General features: G+C 63.3%; 13 protein-coding genes. 11 read left to right on the forward strand and 2 right to left on the reverse strand.

The window, feature by feature from the left end:
• Positions 1 to 323: 323 nt before the first annotated feature.
• From xerD to FS767_RS10330, 6 genes are all read left to right on the forward strand, one after another.
• Positions 324 to 1,220 (forward strand): site-specific tyrosine recombinase XerD, encoded by an 897-nt coding sequence (gene xerD, locus FS767_RS10305; RefSeq protein WP_144965212.1) that lies wholly within the window; start codon positions 324 to 326, stop codon positions 1,218 to 1,220.
• 154 nt (positions 1,221 to 1,374) lie between these two features.
• Positions 1,375 to 2,118 carry a thioredoxin fold domain-containing protein gene (locus FS767_RS10310; protein WP_144965214.1) on the forward strand — a complete coding sequence of 248 codons (744 nt, stop codon included), beginning with the start codon at positions 1,375 to 1,377 and terminating at the stop codon, positions 2,116 to 2,118.
• An 83-nt stretch (positions 2,119 to 2,201) separates the two neighbouring features.
• On the forward strand, positions 2,202 to 3,506 hold the full coding sequence (locus FS767_RS10315) for a homoserine dehydrogenase (RefSeq protein ID WP_144965216.1): 1,305 nt from the start codon (positions 2,202 to 2,204) through the stop codon (positions 3,504 to 3,506).
• Positions 3,507 to 3,751: 245 nt separating this feature from the next.
• Positions 3,752 to 5,161, forward strand: coding sequence for a threonine synthase (gene thrC, locus FS767_RS10320; protein ID WP_058603765.1), 1,410 nt, complete (start codon positions 3,752 to 3,754; stop codon positions 5,159 to 5,161).
• Between the two features lie 126 nt (positions 5,162 to 5,287).
• Positions 5,288 to 5,707: a response regulator gene (locus tag FS767_RS10325; RefSeq protein WP_144965218.1), complete on the forward strand. Its 420-nt coding sequence runs from the start codon at positions 5,288 to 5,290 to the stop codon at positions 5,705 to 5,707.
• Between the two features lie 78 nt (positions 5,708 to 5,785).
• A complete protein-coding gene (locus FS767_RS10330; RefSeq protein ID WP_023534040.1) occupies positions 5,786 to 6,067 on the forward strand; it encodes a DUF3509 domain-containing protein in 282 nt (93 codons plus the stop codon).
• Between the two features lie 126 nt (positions 6,068 to 6,193).
• Here the strand turns inward: FS767_RS10330 and FS767_RS10335 are convergent, their stop codons facing one another.
• Positions 6,194 to 7,156: a TIGR02285 family protein gene (locus FS767_RS10335; protein WP_371921584.1), complete on the reverse strand. Its 963-nt coding sequence runs from the start codon at positions 7,154 to 7,156 to the stop codon at positions 6,194 to 6,196.
• A 2-nt stretch (positions 7,157 to 7,158) separates the two neighbouring features.
• Positions 7,159 to 8,358 carry a CaiB/BaiF CoA-transferase family protein gene (locus tag FS767_RS10340; protein ID WP_144965219.1) on the reverse strand — a complete coding sequence of 400 codons (1,200 nt, stop codon included), beginning with the start codon at positions 8,356 to 8,358 and terminating at the stop codon, positions 7,159 to 7,161.
• 130 nt (positions 8,359 to 8,488) lie between these two features.
• Between FS767_RS10340 and FS767_RS10345 the strand changes: the two genes are divergently transcribed.
• The 5 genes from FS767_RS10345 to FS767_RS10365 all read left to right on the forward strand — a co-directional run bounded on the left by FS767_RS10345 (position 8,489) and on the right by FS767_RS10365 (position 14,679).
• Entirely contained in the window at positions 8,489 to 9,031 is a 543-nt protein-coding gene (locus tag FS767_RS10345) for a YaeQ family protein (protein ID WP_023534041.1), read from the forward strand.
• A gap of 8 nt (positions 9,032 to 9,039) precedes the next feature.
• Positions 9,040 to 10,749, forward strand: a complete 1,710-nt coding sequence (gene recJ, locus FS767_RS10350) for a single-stranded-DNA-specific exonuclease RecJ (RefSeq protein ID WP_058639559.1) — start codon at positions 9,040 to 9,042, stop codon at positions 10,747 to 10,749.
• A gap of 224 nt (positions 10,750 to 10,973) precedes the next feature.
• A complete protein-coding gene (locus FS767_RS10355; protein ID WP_144965221.1) occupies positions 10,974 to 12,080 on the forward strand; it encodes an NADH:flavin oxidoreductase/NADH oxidase in 1,107 nt (368 codons plus the stop codon).
• A gap of 150 nt (positions 12,081 to 12,230) precedes the next feature.
• Positions 12,231 to 12,914 (forward strand): tellurite resistance TerB family protein, encoded by a 684-nt coding sequence (locus tag FS767_RS10360; protein ID WP_144965367.1) that lies wholly within the window; start codon positions 12,231 to 12,233, stop codon positions 12,912 to 12,914.
• A gap of 142 nt (positions 12,915 to 13,056) precedes the next feature.
• Positions 13,057 to 14,679 carry a methyl-accepting chemotaxis protein gene (locus FS767_RS10365; protein WP_144965223.1) on the forward strand — a complete coding sequence of 541 codons (1,623 nt, stop codon included), beginning with the start codon at positions 13,057 to 13,059 and terminating at the stop codon, positions 14,677 to 14,679.
• Position 14,680: the final 1 nt, after the last annotated feature.

The raw sequence follows: 14,680 nt of genomic DNA on the forward strand, positions 1-14,680 counted from the left end.
GCGGTTTTTGCTCACTTTTTGACAAGACAAAAAGTGAGCCGCCGTAAGGGCGGAAAGGTGACTGTGCGCCACCCGCGTCAATGAATACCAACTTGCCATACGCGCCCACGCCACGCCCTCATTCAGGCGATCAGCTGTTCAGCTGTTCAGCTGTTCAGGCGATCGTAACGAATACCTGAACTCGCCGCCTAGCCCTTCACCGCCGGCCTATAAAACCTCGTGAGCCTCGATAAGCGATGCAGGGTTAGCCCACCCCAGCTACAGACAACCCGCCAACCGCTATGAAACACTACCGCCCCTCAAAGCCGCCAACAGCTCCCAGCATGCCCGCCCTGGACCACCCGCTCATCGACCAATTCCTGGACGCCCTGTGGCTCGAAAAGGGATTGTCCGACAATACCCGCACCTCATATCGCAGCGACCTGGCCCTGTTCAACGGCTGGCTCCAAACCCGCTCGGTCAACCTCCCAGACGCCGGCCGCGAACTGATTCTCGACCACCTGGCCTGGCGCCTGGACCAGGGCTACAAGCCGCGCTCGACCGCGCGATTCCTGTCCGGGCTACGCGGTTTCTTCCGCTACCTGCTGCGCGAAAAGCTCATCGCCATCGACCCGACACTCCAGGTGGACATGCCCCAACTGGGCAAGCCGCTACCCAAATCGCTGTCCGAGGCCGACGTGGAATCCTTGTTGCAAGCCCCGGAGCTTGGCGAGGCCATCGGCCAGCGCGACCGCGCCATGCTCGAAGTGCTGTACGCCTGCGGCCTGCGTGTGACCGAGTTGGTCAGCCTCACGCTCGATCAGGTCAATCTGCGCCAAGGCGTACTCAGGGTGATAGGCAAAGGGAGCAAGGAGCGGCTGGTGCCCATGGGCGAGGAGGCGGTGGTGTGGCTGGAGCGCTACCTGCGTAACGGCCGTGCCGAGTTGCTCAACGGCCGCCCCAGTGACGTGCTGTTCCCCAGCCTGCGCGGCGAGCAGATGACGCGGCAGACTTTCTGGCATCGCATCAAGCACCATGCCCAGGTGGCGGGTATCGACAAAGCCTTGTCGCCGCATACCCTGCGACACGCGTTTGCCACGCACCTGCTCAACCACGGTGCGGACCTTCGCGTGGTGCAGCTGTTGCTGGGCCACAGCGACTTGTCGACCACGCAGATCTACACCCACGTGGCAAAAGCACGGTTGCAGCAACTGCACGCCGAGCACCATCCGCGCGGATGAATGTTTTTCATGTTCGGCCAACCGACAGTCTGCGGCGGCTTCAAGCCAGGCGTGATGTGGTAGGCTTGGGCGGTTAGCACCAAGGGCCGCCCAGTCACCTCGTCGTTTTGCTCAGGTGACGCTCTGCGGCCCCTGTCCGCCCTCAGGAGTATCCATGCGCGTGACCCCGTTTTTCGCCGCCGCCGGCTTGGCGCTGGCCAGCACCTTTGCCGTGGCTGCGGCGCCCGATACAACCGTCGGCGCAGAGCAGGCCATTCGCAAGTCATTGCAGAACCTGTCCCTGGAAGTGCCCGTTGAGAGCGTGGCCAGCAGCCCGGTCAGCGGCCTGTACGAAGTCAAGCTGCAAGGCGGACGTGTGCTGTACGCCAGCGCCGATGGCCAGTTCGTGATGCAGGGCTACCTGTTCCAGATCCAGGACGGCAAGCCCGTCAACCTGACCGAGAAAGCCGAGCGCCTGGGCATTGCCAAGCTCATCAACGGCATTCCGGCAGGTGAGATGGTGGTGTATCCGGCCAAGGGCGAAACCAAGTCCCACATCACCGTATTCACCGACACCACGTGCCCGTACTGCCACAAGCTGCATGCCGAAGTGCCCGAACTCAACCGCCGTGGTATCGAAGTGCGTTACGTCGCCTTCCCGCGTCAAGGCCTGGGCTCGGCCGGCGACCAGCAATTGCAGGCGGTATGGTGCTCCAGCGACCGTCGCAAGGCCATGGACAAGATGGTCGAGGGTGATGAAATCAAGGCAGCCAAGTGCACCAACCCGGTCAGCAAGCAGTTCCAGTTGGGGCAGTCGATCGGCGTCAACGGTACGCCGGCCATCGTGCTCGAAAATGGCCAGGTGATTCCGGGTTACCAGCCTGCACCGCAGGTCGCCAAGCTGGCGCTTGCCAAGTAATACAGTTCAATACGCCGTCGTCATGGGGTGACGGCATGTTTCACGGTCGGCAAAGGTGTCGGCCGTTCAATGGGGAGTTCACAGTGAAACCGGTCAAAGTAGGCATCTGTGGGTTGGGGACCGTCGGTGGCGGAACCTTCAATGTACTTCAGCGCAACGCCGAGGAGATTGCCCGCCGTGCCGGGCGCGGTATTGAAGTGGCCCAGATCGCCATGCGCTCGCAGAACCCGAACTGCCAGATTACCGGTACCCCCATTACCGCTGATGTGTTCGAAGTCACGAGCAACCCCGAGATCGATATCGTCATCGAGCTCATTGGCGGCTACACCGTAGCCCGCGACCTGGTGCTCAAGGCCATCGAAAACGGCAAGCACGTGGTCACCGCCAACAAGGCGTTGATCGCCGTGCATGGCAACGAAATCTTCGCCAGAGCCCGTGAAAAGGGCGTGATCGTCGCCTTCGAAGCGGCGGTGGCCGGTGGCATTCCGGTCATCAAGGCCATTCGCGAGGGCTTGTCGGCTAACCGTATCAACTGGCTGGCCGGGATCATCAACGGTACTGGCAACTTCATCCTCACCGAAATGCGCGAGAAAGGTCGCGCCTTCCCGGATGTGCTGGCCGAAGCCCAGGCGCTTGGCTATGCCGAGGCCGACCCGACGTTCGACGTCGAAGGGATTGACGCGGCGCACAAGCTGACCATCCTGGCGTCGATCGCGTTCGGCATCCCGCTGCAATTCGACAAGGCCTATACCGAAGGCATCACCCAGCTGACCACGGCCGACGTGAACTACGCCGAAGCCTTGGGCTACCGCATCAAGCACCTGGGCATGGCACGCCGTACCGCCGAAGGTATCGAGTTGCGCGTGCACCCGACGCTGATTCCGGCCGACCGCCTGATCGCCAACGTCAATGGCGTGATGAATGCCGTGATGGTCAACGGCGACGCCGCCGGCTCGACGTTGTACTACGGCGCAGGCGCAGGAATGGAACCGACCGCTTCCTCGGTGGTAGGCGACCTGGTGGATGTGGTCCGTGCCATGACCTCTGACCCGGAAAACCGCGTGCCCCACCTGGCGTTCCAGCCCGATTCGCTGTCGGCGCACCCGATCCTGCCAATCGAAGCCTGCGAGAGCGCTTATTACCTGCGTATCCAGGCCAAGGATCACCCAGGTGTGCTGGCCCAGGTGGCGAGCATTCTGTCCGAGCGCGGCATCAACATCGAATCGATCATGCAAAAGGAAGCCGAAGAGCAAGACGGCCTGGTGCCGATGATCCTGTTGACCCACCGCGTGGTGGAGCAGGGCATCAACGACGCCATCGTCGCCCTCGAGGCCCTGCAGGATGTGGTGGGCCAGGTCGTGCGCATTCGCGTCGAGCAGCTCAACTAGGGTTGGCCTGAACAGCCTTGTGACGAGCGTCCGGCAAGGCTGTTTTCGTACCTGCGTGACCAAGTACCAGGGCTTGTTGCACAGAGCCCCAGCGACACCCTCGACGTTGCAGCTAAATGCAGCGTAGGGGCTTTAGAACACCCTATAGTCACGGCAAGCCAAGGCGTGCCGCCCAGGTTAGAGGCCACAGGCCCTTTCCTGCTGCGGGCAAACGAGGCTTGCCGCTCAAACCAAAGGTTTGTCCCATGCGCTATATCAGTACCCGCGGCCAGGCACCGGCCCTGAACTTCGAAGACGTATTGCTCGCCGGCCTGGCTACCGACGGTGGCCTGTACGTCCCGGAAAACCTGCCACGTTTCACCCAGGAAGAAATCGCATCCTGGGCGGGCCTGCCGTACCACGAGCTGGCATTCCGAGTCATGCGCCCGTTCGTCGAGGGCAGCATCGCCGATGCCGACTTCAAGAAGATCCTCGAAGAAACCTACGGCGAATTCGCCCACGCTGCCGTTGCCCCGCTGCGTCAGCTCGACAGCAACGAGTGGGTGCTTGAGCTGTTCCACGGGCCAACCCTGGCATTCAAGGATTTCGCCCTGCAACTGCTTGGTCGCTTGCTCGACCATGTGCTGGTCAAGCGCAACGAGCGCGTGGTGATCATCGGTGCTACCAGCGGCGACACCGGCTCCGCCGCCATCGAGGGCTGCCGTCGGTGCGACAACGTCGACATCTTTATCCTGCACCCGCACCAGCGGGTCTCGGAAGTGCAGCGTCGGCAGATGACGACGATCTTCGGCGAGAACATCCATAACATCGCCATCGAAGGCAACTTCGATGACTGCCAGGAAATGGTCAAGGCGAGCTTCGCCGACCAGTCGTTCCTCAAGGGCACCCGCCTGGTGGCCGTCAATTCGATCAACTGGGCGCGGATCATGGCCCAGATCGTCTACTACTTCCATGCCGCCCTGCAGCTGGGCGGCCCGGCCCGCTCGGTGGCCTTCTCGGTGCCAACCGGCAACTTCGGCGATATCTTCGCAGGCTACCTGGCACGCAACATGGGCCTGCCGATCAGCCAACTGGTGGTGGCCACCAACCGCAACGACATCCTGCACCGCTTCATGAGCGGCAACCAGTACGTCAAAGAGCAGTTGCACGCCACCCTGTCGCCATCGATGGACATCATGGTCTCGTCCAACTTCGAGCGTCTGTTGTTCGATCTGCACGGTCGCAACGGTGCATCGATTGCCGAGTTGATGGCCAACTTCCGCCAGGGCGGCGGCTTTAGCGTCGAACAGGATCGCTGGACCGAGGCGCGCAAACTCTTCGATTCGCTGGCCGTCACCGATGAACAGACCTGCCAGACCATCGCCGAGGTGTTTGAGGCGACCGGCGAGGTGCTGGACCCGCACACGGCCATCGGCGTCAAAGCCGGTCGCGAGTGCCGCCGTAGCCTGGATACGCCCATGGTCGTGCTGGGTACCGCACACCCGGTCAAGTTCCCTGAAGCGGTCGAGCAGGCAGGCGTTGGCAAGGCGCTTGAATTGCCCGTGCACATGAGCGACCTGTTCAGCCGCGAAGAGCGTTGCACCGTATTGCCCAATGACCTCAAGGCAGTACAAAGCTTCGTCAGCCAGCACGGCAATCGCGGCAAGCCGCTCTGACCTTGCAGGCTCCGGGTCGGACCGATCCGGAGCCTCAGCGGTTTCGATGGTTTAATTCAGAAAAATCCTATTCTGGTCGATCGTCTTCGCGCCTAGATTAGCCGGTCCTCCCAGCAGGAGCGGCTCATGCAACAGCCCCATGTACTGATTCATCACGTGCGCCCGTCCCACCAGATCCTTCTGCACCAGGCCCTCAATGCCCAGGGCGTGTTCCAGGTGCGGGTCTGTCAGGACAAGACCGAGCTCGACGCATGCCTTTCGAGCGCATTCTCCCCGGATTTATTGATCTTCGACCATGCCATGCCCACCCGCACGGGGACCGCGATGCTCAAGCGGTTGCCGCCTACCTGCCCGGTTCTGTTCGTAGGCCAGGCAGGCGCCCGGCGGCGCAACCTGGCTGAACAGGCCCGCAGTTTTGGCTTGCACGTCATCGCGGAGTTGCCATGGCCACTGTCTTCCCCAGCCCTGCAAAGGGCGTTGCAAATACTGCCCAGCCCGTCCGAACGTGAAAGGTCGCAGCCCTCGGAGGCGCTGACGGCGCATTGAACAGCATGGAGGGTTAGAACTTTCCGCTTCGCTTGCAGGTCTGCTCCTTACAACTCATCAAGCAAGCGAGTAATCCGGATGGAACGAATCTGCAGACTGCTCAACCAAGCCCTCACCCCTTACCAGGCGCACTTGGGCCTGGCCGATAGCCACGGTAACCGGCAGTTGACCGTCCACGACCACCTGGCCAGGGTGGTATTGCAACGCACGGTTAGCGAGCGTCAATTGCAGGAGCAACGCCTGCTGGTGGATATGGTCGATGGTCTGCACCGCGATCTGCAGATCGCCGAAGGGCGGCTGCAGCCTTGCGTGATTGCTGCGTTGCAGCAGCGTCAGCAACCTCAGGGAACCTTTGCCTGAGCGAGTCATCAGATTGATCAGTACAGCCGGCCACTGCTTTGCTCCCGCATGGCCACTGCTGTCGCTGGAAGCCCAAGGGCTTTCGCTTGACCCCGGACGTTCTTCCCCAGCGTCCGGGGTTTCTTTTTATCTGGGTTGGGGGTTTATAAGGTCGATCGATCCAGCGGCGTGGCGCTCGTCCTGTTCAGGGCGTTCGAAGTGTGCCGCCGCGTGGTCGTTGAAGAAGGCGCGGCTGTGCTCGAGGTAGTCCGCCCGCTGGGCGGGGTCGAGCCAATGCGCATACAGTTTTGGTAGCACCGTCTGGCGCAGCTGGGTCAAGACCCGATCGATGTGGGCCATGGCGGCTTGTCCCTGCGGGCTGGCCGAGCAGCCCACATGCAGGAATTGGTAGGGTTTCACACCCTGAACCGGGTGAAATTGGTAGTCAGCCGGCGATCCGCCTTGTTGCTGGATCAGATAGCGAACTTCCGGCCAGTAGCCGAGCACCAGGCGCAGTCGGCCCAAGCGTTGCATCTGCAGCAGGTTGGCGGTGGCCTGGGTGCCGTAGTGCCGGCTGACGGAGGCATCTGGCAAGTTGCTCAGCGTATCGTCGATCACAGCCCCATAACTGCGCTCTGCCACTACACCGAGGCGTAGCGATGGGTCGCTCAGCAGGCCTTGAAGATCGACCTCATCACCGTCGAGGTGGGGCGCCACCAAGGCGTGGTTCTGCTTGCGCACGACCAGGCCGCTGGTTTGCACGCCCAGCAACGGGATGGAAAAGCGTATATAGCGGGCGCGCTCGGCGGTCCACAGCAGCATCGGGTCACAGGTAAGGCTGCTGCTGCCCTGCAGCATCTGCAAGCCACGCGCACGATTGACCCGCACGATGCTGTGCGCATATTCGGGCATCTGCTGGATCAGCTGCGGTAACAGCTGGTCGATCACCCCATGACCTTTTTCCGGGCCGTCGGATACGCTGAACGGTGGCAGATCACGCACCAGCCACAACAACCGCTCCTGAGCGCTTGAGGGCACGCTGAGCAGTGCAGCCAGCACGGCGCCCGTCCATGCCAACCTGGCGGGGCGCAGGCAATGGGACAGCGACAGGCTCAGACAGCGCCCGCCTGGCGCAGGGCAGCGATGGCGGCCGCATCATAGCCCAGCTGGCCCAGCAGCTCGTCGGTGTGTTCGCCCAGTGCCGGCCCGACCCAGTCGGCAGAGCCCGGGGTGCCGGACAGCTTGGGGACGATGCCTGGCATGCGGAACGCCTTGCCATCGGGCAGGCGCGCCTGCAGGAACATTTCGCGCGCCAGGTACTGAGGGTCGCTGAACATGTCTTCAGCCGAGTAGATGCGGCTGGCCGGTACCTGGGCTGCGGTCAGGGCCTGCATCAGCTGTTCCAGCGGCAATCCGTTGGCCCAGCGATCGATGACCCCGTACAGTTCGTCGCGGCGCAGGTCTCGCCCGTCATTGGTGGCCAGGCTCGGGTCCTCGGCCAGGTCGCTACGGCCGAGGGTCACCATCAGGCGCTTGAAGATCGCATCGCCATTGGCGCCGATCTGCACATGCTTGCCGTCCGCGCTGGTATGGATGGAGGAGGGCGTGATGCCCGGCATGATATTGCCCGTGCGCTCGCGGATGAAACCGAAGACGTCGAACTCCGGCACCATGCTCTCCATCATGGCGAAGATGGCCTCGTACAGCGCCACGTCGACCACCTGGCCAAGCCCCCCGTTGACCTCGCGATGACGCAGGGCCATCAGTGCGCCGATCACCGCCCACAACGCTGCAATGGAGTCGCCGATGGAAATACCGGTGCGCACGGGCGGGCGATCCTCGAACCCCGTGATGTAGCGCAAACCGCCCATGGACTCGCCCACTGCACCGAAGCCTGGTTGCTCCTTCATCGGCCCGGTCTGACCGAAGCCTGACAGGCGCACCATGACCAGCCGCGGGTTGAGCGCATGCAGCACGTCCCAGCCAAAGCCAAGCTTTTCGAGCACGCCCGGACGGAAGTTTTCGATCAGGATATCCGCCTCGGCAAGCAGCTTGCGCAGGACCTCGCGCCCGTCGGGGTGCTTGAGATTGAGGGTAAGCGAGCGCTTGTTGCGCGCTTGCACGAACCACCACAGCGAGGTGCCCTCGTAAAGTTTGCGCCACTTGCGCAATGGGTCGCCGCCGTCGGGCGATTCCACCTTGACCACCTCGGCGCCGAATTCGGCGCAGATGCGCGCCGCGAATGGCCCGGCGATCAAGGTGCCGAGCTCGACCACTTTAAGGCCGGCGAGGGGTTTGCTTGACGTCGACATGGGGCATCCGTGGCAGCTGAAGAGCGGTGTTTTTATCACAGCTGCGATGCGGCAGATACTGCCGCGGCGCAACCGGGGACTGGATCGGTTAGACTGTGCGACTTTTCTTCAGGCAAGAAGCACCCCGACCATGGCCCAGCCGTCCACCACCTACAAATTCGAACTGAACCTGACCGACCTCGACCGCAATGTGTACGAGAACGTCAAGCAGACCATCGCGCGGCACCCTTCGGAAACCGAGGAGCGTATGGCGGTTCGTCTGTTGGCCTATGCGCTGTGGTACAACGAAAACCTGACATTCGGTCGGGGGCTGTCGGACGTCGATGAGCCGGCGCTGTGGGAAAAAAGCCTGGACGACCGTGTGCTGCATTGGATCGAAGTAGGCCAGCCAGATGCCGATCGCCTGACCTGGTGCTCGCGCCGTACCGAACGCACCAGCCTGCTGGCCTACGGTAGCCTGCGGGTGTGGGAAGGCAAGGTGGTGAGCGCGGTGAAGAACCTCAAGAACCTCAGCATCGCGGCCGTGCCCCAGGAGGTGCTCGAAACCCTGGCCACCGACATGCCCCGCAGCATCAAATGGGATGTGATGATCAGCGAAGGCACGGTGTTCGTGACCGATGACCGTGGCCAGCACGAAGTGCAATTGCAGTGGCTGCTGGGGGAGCGTGGCTGAACCTTCCCATGCGTATCGAACCCCGCCCGCTGCCCCCGACCCTGCCGTTTCTTGGCAACCTGCCACCCTTGCTGACGCGCCTGTACGCCGCCCGTGGCGTGCAAAGCGAGGCCGAGCTGGACAAAAGCCTGGCGCGCCTGCTGCCCTACCAGCAGCTCAAAGGCATCGACGCGGGCGTCGACCTGCTGCTGCAGGCCATCGACCAAGGCCAGCGCATTCTGATCGTCGGTGACTTCGATGCCGATGGCGCCACGGCCAGTACCGTCGGCGTGCTGGGTTTGCGCCTGCTCGGTGCGGCCCACGTGGACTACCTGGTGCCCAACCGCTTCGAGTACGGATACGGCCTCACGCCGGAAATCGTCGAAGTGGCATTGCAGCGCCAACCACAGCTGCTGGTCACGGTAGACAACGGGATCTCCAGCGTCGACGGCGTCGCGGCGGCGAAGGCGGCTGGCCTCAAGGTGCTGGTGACCGACCACCACCTGCCCGGCGAGGCGCTCCCGGACGCCGATGCCATCATCAACCCCAACCAGCCAGGCTGCCCATTTCCGAGCAAGTCGCTGGCAGGGGTCGGGGTGATTTTCTACGTCCTCATGGCCCTGCGCGCGCGCTTGCGCAGCCTGGGCCGCTACGACACCCAGCCGCAGCCGAACATTGGCGAACTGCTGGACCTGGTTGCCCTGGGCAGTGTTGCCGACGTGGTGCCGCTGGACGCCAACAATCGCATCCTGGTGCATCAGGGTCTGGAGCGCATTCGTGCCGGACGCGCCCGGCCTGGCCTCAAGGCGATTCTGGAGGTGGCCAAGCGCGACCACCGGCGCATCACCTCCACCGACCTGGGTTTCATTCTGGGCCCGCGGCTGAACGCCGCAGGGCGCCTGGACGACATGAGCCTGGGTATCGAATGCCTGCTCTGCGAGGATCCTGCCCTGGCGTTGGACATGGCCCAGCAATTGGACGGCCTGAACCAGGACCGCAAGTCTATCGAGCAGGGCATGCAGCGCGAGGCGCTGGCCCAGTTGCGGGACTTGCCGGTCGAGTCGATGCCCTATGGCCTGTGCCTGTTCGATGCAGAGTGGCACCAGGGCGTCATTGGCATCCTCGCCTCTCGCCTCAAGGAACGCTATCACCGCCCAACCATCGCCTTCGCCGATGCCGGCGACGGCATGCTCAAAGGCTCTGCGCGCTCAGTGCCGGGGTTTCACATCCGCGATGCGCTCGATGCGGTGGCCGCGCGCCATCCACAGCTAATCAGCAAGTTCGGTGGTCATGCCATGGCGGCAGGGCTGTCCTTGCCCGAAGCCAACTACCCCGCTTTCGCCGAGGCTTTCGACCAGGAGGTGCGCCGCCAGCTGTGCGAGGACGACCTCACCGGGCGGCTGCTGTCCGATGGCAGCCTGGCGGTGGAAGAATTCCACCTGGACCTGGCCAAGGCGCTGCGCCAAGCCGGGCCTTGGGGGCAGCATTTTCCGGAGCCGCTGTTCCACGGCGTGTTCCAGCTGGTCGAACAACGCGTGGTGGGTGAGCGTCATTTGAAAGTCGTGCTCAAGAGTGAGTGCGGCACGGTGCGCCTGGACGGCATCGCCTTCGGTATCGACCGCGAGGTTTGGCCCAACCCGACCGTGCGCTGGGTGGAGCTGGCCTACAAGCTGGATGTGAACGAGTTTCGCGGCAATGAAAGCGTGCAACTGATGATCGCCCACATGGAGCCGCGCTGAGCCAGGCGCTGTGTGGAAAGATTCGAGAAGAGGTCAGGCTGTATTCAACGCAGCCTCACCTCGTATCAAGGCTTTTACGCAACGCCCAGGGCATTGCGGCCAAAGCCCATGGAACCTTCCCCCTACCCAATCTGGTCTAGTCTGAACACAGACCGGTACCGGGCCAGGGATGCGTGATTGACTGCCCGGGCCGGATCACTTTGCAGCCATTGGGAGGTGCCCTCATGAGCATGCTGCTCGAGCCTTACACCCTGCGTCAGCTGACCCTGCCGAACCGCATCGCCGTATCACCGATGTGCCAGTATTCCTCGGTCGATGGCCTGGCCAACGACTGGCACCTCGTGCACCTGGGCAGCCGTGCCGTCGGCGGGGCGGGCCTGGTCGTCACCGAGGCCGTGGCAGTCACAGCCGACGGTCGTATCACCGCTGAAGACCTTGGCCTGTGGGACGACGCCCAGATCGCGCCCTTGCAGCGCATCACCCGTTTCATCACCGCCCAAGGGTCAATCCCGGGTATCCAGCTCGCCCATGCCGGGCGCAAGGCCAGTACCTACCGCCCGTGGCTGGGCAAGCATGGCAGCGTCACGTTGGAGGAGGGCGGCTGGCAGCCGGTGGGGCCGTCGAAGATCGCGTTCGATCCTGAGCACACCGTGCCCAGTGAGCTGACCCATGCGCAGATCCAGGACGTAGTGCAGGCCTTTGTCGCCTCGGCCAAGCGCGCGCTGGAGGCGGGTTTCAAAGTGGTCGAGGTGCACGCGGCCCACGGTTACCTGCTGCACCAGTTCCTGTCGCCGCTCAGCAATCAGCGTCAGGATGAGTACGGCAGCTGTTTCGAGAACCGTATCCGCCTGACCTTGCAGGTGGTCGAAGCGGTTCGCGCGGTCTGGCCGGCCGAGTTGCCATTGTTCGTGCGGGTGTCGGCCACCGACTGGGTCGAAGATGGTTGGAACCCGGACGAAACCGTCGAGCTGGCCCGACGCCTGCGTATGCTTGGCGTGGACCTGATCGATGTGTCTTCGGGCGGCACGTCCAGCAATGCCGAGATCCCGACCGGCCCTGGCTACCAGACCCGCTTTGCCGAGCGCGTGCGCAAGGAGTCGGAAATGGCCACGGGCACCGTGGGCATGATCACCGAGCCGGCCCAGGCCGAGCACATTCTGCGCACAGGCCAGGCCGACCTGATTTTCCTGGCCCGGGAGCTGCTGCGCGACCCGTACTGGCCGCTGCATGCAGACGATGACCTGGGCGGCCACCAGGCCACTTGGCCGGCGCAATATCAGCGGGCCACCAGCCGGTCGAGCCCCATTCACGAATCGGACCTGCGCGACTAAGAGGCCCTGGATGCCGGCGGCGGGCCTCTAGTCACCGGCAAGCCGCCGCCGGCCTGCGACGATGCAACATCTGGAAGCACATCCTCTGTGGCGTGATGTGGGGCAAGTCTTACTCTGGCTGCTGACTTCCCTGATATGGAGATGCGCATGATGAATACCCGGGGTTTGCTTGATCAATTGCTCAAATCCGGCCAGCAGCTGCTAGAGAAGCAGGCGGGCGGGGCCAAGACGGGCACAGGCGCCGGCGGGCTCGGCGGGTTGCTGTCAGGCGCAGGTGGCGGCCTGCTTGGCGGCGGTGCGCTGGGCGTGTTGCTCGGCAACAAGAAAGCCCGCAAGTTTGGTGGCAAGGCGCTCACCTACGGGGGCCTGGCCGCGCTTGGCGTGCTTGCCTATAAGGCCTATGGCAACTGGCAGGCTCAGCAGGCCAACCAACAGGCCTCCACACCAGAGCCGCAGACGGTAGACCGCGTACCTGCGGCCCAGGTGGAGCAGCACAGCCAGGCCGTGCTGCGCGCACTGGTCGCTGCGGCCAAGGCGGACGGTCATGTGGATGAGCGCGAGCGTGCGCTGATCGAGGGTGAGTTCACCCGCCTGGACGGTGACCGTGAAGTGCAGCAGTGGCTGCATGCGGAGCTCGACAAGCCGCTGGACCCGGCCGAGGTGGCCCGGGCAGCCCAGACGCCGGAAATCGCTGCCGAGATGTACCTGGCCAGCGTGATGATGGTCGATCAGGAAAACTACATGGAGCGTGCTTACCTGGACGAACTGGCGCGCCAGCTGGGGTTGGCCCAGGGGTTGCGCGAAGAGCTGGAAAAGCAGGCGCGGCAGGGATAAGCCGCGCGTGCAACTTGGCCCGATCGGGAGGATCACTGCGGTGGCGGGGCGTTCTGTCAGAATTTGACGCGCAATTCTGTAGGACGCCTGGGCTATACTTCGGCGATTTTTCCTGCTCGTAGTGAATCCCTGAGGGCTGAATGTGAAGAACTGGACGTTGCGCCAACGGATCCTGGCAAGTTTCGCCGTGATCATCGCCATCATGCTGCTGATGATCGTGGCGGCTTATTCACGCCTGGTGACCATCGAATCTGCCGAGCAGGAAGTTGGGGCCGACAGCATTCCGGGCGTCTACTACAGCTCGATGATCCGCAGCGCATGGGTGGACAGTTACGTCACCAGCCAGCAGTTGGTCGGGCTTTCTGACCGGCGCGAGATCAGCTCAGCCGACATCGAACTCTTCAAGAGTTTCGAAGACCGGCTCAAGCAACACATGGCCAGTTACCAGACCACCATTCGCGATGGGGAGGACCAGGCCCGCTTCGACGCCTTCGTGAAGCTCGAACAAGCCTACATGCAGAACGTCAATCAGGTGCTCGATGCGTATCGCGAACGCAATTATGCCGAAGCCCAGCGCTTGATCGCCCAAGTGCTGACCCCCACCTGGGTCGAAGGGCGCAAGCACCTGAACGAGGTGATCGAACAGAATCGCTTGGCCGCCGACGCCGCCACCCGGGAAATCGTCAGCGCGGTGAACACGGCCAAGGGCAGCATGGTCGTGTCGCTGTTGCTGGCCATCGTGGCTGCCGGTATCTGTGGCCTGCTACTGCTGCGCGCCATTACCTCGCCCATGAGCCTCATCGTGACTGCGCTGGACAGGCTTCGCTCTGGTGACCTGAGCATGCGCCTGAACCTGGACCGCCAGGACGAGTTCGGTGCGGTTCAGGGCGGCTTCAATGAAATGGCCGAGGCCCTGGCCAATCTTGTGGCACAGGCGCAGCGCTCGTCGGTGCAGGTCACCACCTCGGTGACGGAAATCGCGGCCACCTCCAAGCAGCAGCAGGCTACCGCCACCGAGACGGCTGCGACCACGACCGAAATCGGTGCCACGTCGCGTGAAATCGCCGCCACGTCCCGCGACCTAGTGCGCACCATGACCGAAGTCACCTCGGCCGCCGATCAGGCATCGAGCCTGGCCGGCTCCGGCCAGCAGGGGCTGGCGCGCATGGAAGAAACCATGCACCAGGTCATGGGTGCGGCCGACCTGGTCAACGCCAAGCTGGGCATCCTCAACGAGAAGGCCAGCAACATCACCCAGATGGTCGTCACCATCGTCAAGGTGGCCGACCAGACCAACCTGCTGTCGCTCAACGCGGCCATCGAAGCCGAGAAGGCCGGGGAATATGGCCGCGGTTTCGCCGTAGTGGCCACCGAAGTGCGCCGCCTGGCCGACCAGACGGCGGTGGCGACCTATGACATCGAGCAGATGGTGCGTGAGATCCAGTCGGCCGTGTCGGCCGGGGTCATGGGCATGGACAGGTTTTCCGAAGAGGTGCGCCGCGGCATGTTCGAGGTTCAGCAGGTCGGTGAGCAACTGAGCCAGATCATCCATCAGGTCCAGGCACTGGCGCCGCGGGTACTGATGGTCAACGAGGGCATGCAGGCCCAGGCCACCGGTGCCGAGCAGATCAACCAGGCGCTGGCGCAACTGAGCGACGCCAGTACCCAGACTGTGGAGTCGCTGCGCCAGGCCAGTTTTGCCATCGACGAGCTGAGCCAGGTCGCCGCCGGCCTGCGCGGCGGCGTGTCGCGCTTCAAAGTCTGAA

The sequence above is a fragment of the Pseudomonas sp. DE0010 genome, from assembly GCF_007680745.1.
Taxonomy (GTDB): Bacteria; Pseudomonadota; Gammaproteobacteria; order Pseudomonadales; family Pseudomonadaceae; genus Aquipseudomonas; species Aquipseudomonas parafulva_B.

Bases quoted from the DNA above. Each gene is read 5' to 3' on its own strand.
- xerD (WP_144965212.1), top strand. From the start codon at position 324: ATGCCCGCCCTGGACCACCCGCTCATCGACCAATTCCTGGACGCCCTG.
- FS767_RS10310 (WP_144965214.1), top strand. From the start codon at position 1,375: ATGCGCGTGACCCCGTTTTTCGCCGCCGCCGGCTTGGCGCTGGCCAGC.
- thrC (WP_058603765.1), top strand. From the start codon at position 3,752: ATGCGCTATATCAGTACCCGCGGCCAGGCACCGGCCCTGAACTTCGAA.
- FS767_RS10325 (WP_144965218.1), top strand. From the start codon at position 5,288: ATGCAACAGCCCCATGTACTGATTCATCACGTGCGCCCGTCCCACCAG.
- FS767_RS10330 (WP_023534040.1), top strand. From the start codon at position 5,786: ATGGAACGAATCTGCAGACTGCTCAACCAAGCCCTCACCCCTTACCAG.
- FS767_RS10340 (WP_144965219.1), bottom strand. From the start codon at position 8,358: ATGTCGACGTCAAGCAAACCCCTCGCCGGCCTTAAAGTGGTCGAGCTC.
- FS767_RS10345 (WP_023534041.1), top strand. From the start codon at position 8,489: ATGGCCCAGCCGTCCACCACCTACAAATTCGAACTGAACCTGACCGAC.
- recJ (WP_058639559.1), top strand. From the start codon at position 9,040: ATGCGTATCGAACCCCGCCCGCTGCCCCCGACCCTGCCGTTTCTTGGC.
- FS767_RS10355 (WP_144965221.1), top strand. From the start codon at position 10,974: ATGAGCATGCTGCTCGAGCCTTACACCCTGCGTCAGCTGACCCTGCCG.
- FS767_RS10360 (WP_144965367.1), top strand. From the start codon at position 12,231: ATGAATACCCGGGGTTTGCTTGATCAATTGCTCAAATCCGGCCAGCAG.